This is a genomic window from Nocardia aurea (genome assembly GCF_003123685.1).
Lineage (GTDB): Bacteria > Actinomycetota > Actinomycetes > Mycobacteriales > Mycobacteriaceae > Nocardia > Nocardia aurea.
The window spans coordinates 1-3,762 of sequence record NZ_QCYJ01000101.1 but is presented as its reverse complement, the minus strand read 5'-3'; the positions used below and the strand labels follow the sequence as shown (position 1 = coordinate 3,762).

Genomic DNA, 3,762 nt, shown 5'->3' with positions numbered 1-3,762 from the left:
CTGGGTTCGTCGCGGCGGGGGCCGTGGTGCTGGCGCTGGTGGGGCTGGGGGCGGGGATCGGGCTGTTGTTCGTGCGGCGGCCGTGGGCGACCGGGTTGGGGCTGGGGTTGATGATCGGGTGGGCCTTGTGGTCGATCGTCTCGGCGGGGTTCTGTACGGGGCTCAATCCGGAGTTGTACGCCTGACATGCCACTGCACGAGATTTTCGTGGGCCTTGGGGTGTTGGTCGCTTCTGGGGTGTTCGTACGGGAGGCGCGGCGGCGGGGGGCGCTCAACGAGCAGTCGCTGGTCGCCGTCACGGGGGCGCTGGTGGGTGGGGCGATCGGGATGCGGCTGGCTGGGTGGCTGGAGACGCTCGATCTGTCCGATCTCTGGCTGTACGGCTCGCGGAGCGTCCTCGGCGGCCTGACCGGGGCGTACGTGGGCGTGCTGGTGGCCAAGAGGATCATCGGCTTCAAGGAGCGGACGGGCGACTTGTTCGCCCCCGCGGTGGCGTTGGGGATGGCGGTCGGGCGGATCGGCTGCCATCTGACCGAGGCACCGGGGCGGCCCACGGATCTGCCGTGGGGGGTGCATGCTCCCGCGACCACGCCCGAGTGTCCCGGCTGCCTGGCGGGGCAGGCCATGCACCCGTCGTTCGTGTACGAGATCGTGTTCCACCTGGCCGCGTTCGGCGCGCTGGTGTGGGCGCGCGGCAGGCTCACCCGGCCGGGCGAGCTGTTCACCCTGTACCTGGCCGGGTACGCGGTGTTCCGGTTCGCGGTCGAGTTCGTCAGGGCGAACGAGACCGTCTGGCTGGACCTCACGCGGCCACAGTGGTTTCTCGTCCCGGGCATGTTGCTGCTCGGGATCAGGGTCGGGTACGGGTGGCGACGCGGCTACTACGATGCCCTCTTCCGGCGGGAGGTCGTCAGATGAGCACTGGGATGGGACTGCGGGGAGACCGCATCCTGAGGTACGTCAACGCCTTCTGCCCGCGCTGCCAGGGCCAGGACCTGGAGCAGGTGGAGCGGCTGAGCGGCTATCTGGCCGTTCGCGACGGCCGGGTGTGGCTGGAGCGCGGGTGCCGCGAGCACGGCCTGGTGCGGACGCTGTACGACGAGGACCCGGAGATCCTCGCGTACCTGGAGGAATGGACCGCCCCCACGAAGCAGCACATTCCGGACGTGGCCGGGAACTTCGCGCCGGTGCCCGCCGCGTACCTGCGGGGCCTGCCCGAGATGCAGACCCAGCACACGTGCATCCTGCTGGAGGACATCGTCGAGGCGTGCAACCTGCGCTGCCCGACCTGTTTCGCCGGCAGTTCCCCCGAGCTGAGCGGCGTCGTCCCGGTGGCCGAGGTTCTCGCCAACGTCGACCAGCGCCTCGACCGCGAGAACGGCAAGCTCGACGTGCTCATGCTGAGCGGCGGCGAGCCGACCCTGCATCCGGAGCTCGCCGACCTGCTCGGCGAGCTCGTACGGCGGCCCGTCACCCGCATCCTGATCAACACCAACGGCGTGCTCATCGCCCGTGACGACGATCTGCTCGACCTGCTGACCGAGCACAGGGAGCGGGTCGAGATCTACCTGCAGTACGACGGGAGCTCGGCCGAGGCGTCGAAGCATCACCGCGGCGGTGACCTGCGACGCCTCAAGGCGCAGGCCGTGCAGCGGTTGTCGGAACGCGAGATCTTCACCACGCTGGTGATGACGGCGGCGCTCGGCGTCAACGACGGCGAGATCGGCGACGTCATCCGGCTGGCCCTCGACACCCCGTACGTCGGCGGCGTGTCGCTGCAGCCGCAGTTCGGCTCGGGCCGGTCGGGGCCGATCGACCCGATGGACCGGCTCACCCACACGGGCGTGCTCGGGCGGCTCGGCCCGCAGACCGGGGGGCTGGTCACGTGGCGCGACCTCACGGCTCTGCCCTGCTCGCATCCGCACTGCTGCTCGGTGGGCTACCTGATCCGCGACGACGCGCGGCAGTGGCGCTCGCTGGTGGCGCTGATGGGGCACGACCGGCTCAAGGCGAACCTCGGCCTGGTGTCCAACCGGATCGCCGACAGCGAGATCCCGCGCGAGCTGCGGCTGGCCGTACAGGAGTCGCTGCTCGGACTGCTGTCGGAGCAGTCGTCGCTGTCGCATCCGCGGGTCGGCGAGTTGTGGCGCGACATCTGCGAGAACTGCGACCTCGGCGTGGCCACCCTGCTCACGCTGGCGTCGTCGGCGCTGCCCGGCGGGCGCAGGAAGCTGCGCAGGATGCTGGGCGAGCGGGTGGTGCGGGTGACGGTGAAGCCGTTCATGGACATCTCGACGATGATCGAGGAGCGGCTGACGCAGTGCTGCGTGCACGTCGGCACGCGGGCCAGGCGAGCACCCGATCAGGCACGGGATCAGTGTGCGCCGTTCTGTGCGGTGCAGGCGTGGCCGCAGCTGGCGGGGCAGCGGCTGTCCGCGGTGGCCTCCGAACCCCGCGCACGGCTGCCGCTGGAGGTCGTCACATGAAAGCTCCCCTGGAGAGTCACGTGAAGGCCGAGCCCTACGATCCGCTGCGGTTGTGCGTGTACGCGACGGTCGCGCTGCTGGCCTGGCTGCTGGGGGCGTGGGCGGTGCTGGGGTTCGCGGCGCTTGGGTTCGCAGGTTACTGGAAGGCGCGGCGAGCCGGGTTGGCCCGGAGCAAGTGCCTGCTCCGGGACACCCGGCTCGTGCTGGCCTACCTGGGCCTGCTGGGGGTGGTGGCGGTCGCCGCGATCATTCACCCTTTGCTGTGACGGCCGCCAGGTTCAGCACGGTGAACTCCTTGCCGCCGCCCCGCGCCTTGGACCGGCACGTCTTCGACTCCCCCTCGGACCCGCACACGTCGTATTGCTCCCGGTCCTCATCCCAGTAGATGATCGTGGTGGGCGAGGAGGAGATGCCCCTGCCCAGGATGCTCGCGCCGTTCGGCCAGACCTTGCCGACGCCTGCCGAGAGGCCGGTGGCCGCGTCGTACACGATCGACCGCGTAGTGCCCTCCGACACCGGAGTGCGGTCGCGTCCGGAGAGGAGCGCGAACCGGGTGCCCAGCCGGCCGTCGGCGAGGGCCATCAGGGTGAGCTCGCCGGGCAGCGTCTTCCGGACGGAGCCGTCCACGCGCTGCGCGATCGCCTCCGCCTTGAGCATGGCGAAACACCAGTCGGGGAGGCAGCTCATACCGTTCGCCCCGTCCGGCACCAGTACGTCCTGCGACTCGCCGGTCTCCAGGTTGACCAGCCTGTGCTGGTTGATGACGCCCTCGCGGCGAGAGCGGTCACCCGCCCACGGCCAGGAGAGGAGGTGCAGCCCGTCGGTCCCCGCGATGCGCTCGGGCGTGCCGCCTTTCAGCGGCATGCGGTAGACGCCGCCCGACTGCACCGACCAGACCACGGAGTCGTCCGTGACGCCGATGCGCTCCACTTCCGCCATCGGGCCGGTGACCTCTCCCAGTTGCTTGGCCTCGCCGCCCTCCCTGGGCATGATCCAGAAATCTGCCCATTTGTCGCCGTTGTTGGGGGTCTCGCCGTACCAGGCGATGTGCTTCTCGCCGACCTCGAAGTTCTGGGCGTAGTAGCCCTCCACGTCCGTGGGAGCCGGTACGTCACCGAGGACGCGCGCGCTCTTGGCCGCCGAGTCGTACACCTCCAGCCGCCCCGCCTTCTCGAACGAGGACTCGGCGATGAGGAGCACCTCGGTCGGGCTGATGCCGGTTACCGGGCGATATTTCCAGCCGTCGGCGGCCTTGGCGGGCATCTTGAAGACCGCC

Annotated in this window: 4 protein-coding genes and 1 pseudogene; 4 read left to right on the top strand and 1 reads right to left on the bottom strand. The window is 70.2% G+C overall.

The features are described from left to right. The 4 genes and pseudogenes from DAT37_RS20585 to DAT37_RS20570 form a co-directional block, all read left to right on the top strand. Nucleotides 1-185, top strand: a pseudogene (locus DAT37_RS20585) (hypothetical protein); the annotation flags it as partial. A 1-nt stretch (nucleotide 186) separates the two neighbouring features. Continuing rightward, nucleotides 187-918: a prolipoprotein diacylglyceryl transferase gene (locus DAT37_RS20580; protein ID WP_109526453.1), complete on the top strand. Its 732-nt coding sequence runs from the start codon at nucleotides 187-189 to the stop codon at nucleotides 916-918. Next, nucleotides 915-2,486, top strand: a complete 1,572-nt coding sequence (locus tag DAT37_RS20575; protein WP_109526452.1) for a radical SAM protein — start codon at nucleotides 915-917, stop codon at nucleotides 2,484-2,486. Before DAT37_RS20580 ends, DAT37_RS20575 begins: the two co-directional genes overlap by 4 nt. Before the next feature lie 20 nt (nucleotides 2,487-2,506). Continuing rightward, nucleotides 2,507-2,752, top strand: coding sequence for a hypothetical protein (locus DAT37_RS20570; protein ID WP_232839888.1), 246 nt, complete (start codon nucleotides 2,507-2,509; stop codon nucleotides 2,750-2,752). Here DAT37_RS20570 and DAT37_RS20565 read toward each other — a convergent pair. Beyond that, on the bottom strand, nucleotides 2,733-3,762 hold a 1,030-nt coding region (locus tag DAT37_RS20565), incomplete at its 5' end, for a hypothetical protein (protein ID WP_157978581.1). The two genes, DAT37_RS20570 and DAT37_RS20565, sit on opposite strands and share 20 nt — an antisense overlap.

Excerpts from the sequence above, each read along its gene's own strand:
- DAT37_RS20580 (WP_109526453.1), top strand. The coding sequence starts at position 187 with ATGCCACTGCACGAGATTTTCGTGGGCCTTGGGGTGTTGGTCGCTTCT.
- DAT37_RS20575 (WP_109526452.1), top strand. The coding sequence starts at position 915 with ATGAGCACTGGGATGGGACTGCGGGGAGACCGCATCCTGAGGTACGTC.